Raw genomic sequence first — 328 nt, 5'->3', positions numbered from 1 at the left:
AGAAAGATATGGAACAGTCTATAGAGGCTGTCAGAGGCTCATAGAGGAAGAAAGTGGAGAAGTCATAGAGGTAGACAAGTTATACCGTAAACAAACGTCTGGTAACTTCGTAAAGGCATATATAGTGCAATTAATAAGTATGTTAGATATGATTGGCGGAAAAAAACTTAAAATCGTTAACTATATCCTAGATAATGTCCACTTAAGTAACAATACAATAATAGCTACAACAAGAGAAATAGCAAAAGCTACAGGAACAAGTCTACAAACAGTAATAACAACACTTAAAATCTTAGAAGAAGGAAATATTATAAAAAGAAAAACTGGA

At 32.3% G+C, this 328-nt stretch carries 1 protein-coding gene; it reads left to right on the top strand.

Going from position 1 to position 328, the window contains the following annotated elements; translation table 11 throughout:
• Positions 1-328 (top strand): replication/maintenance protein RepL (locus FS486_RS19860; protein WP_144514030.1); only part of this gene is annotated, 328 nt, incomplete at both ends.

The sequence above is a fragment of the Bacillus sp. FJAT-22090 genome (assembly GCF_007676755.1).
Lineage (GTDB): Bacteria > Bacillota > Bacilli > Bacillales_A > Planococcaceae > Psychrobacillus.
Note: the sequence above shows the minus strand (reverse complement) of the source record. Positions and strands in the feature narration are given on the sequence as shown.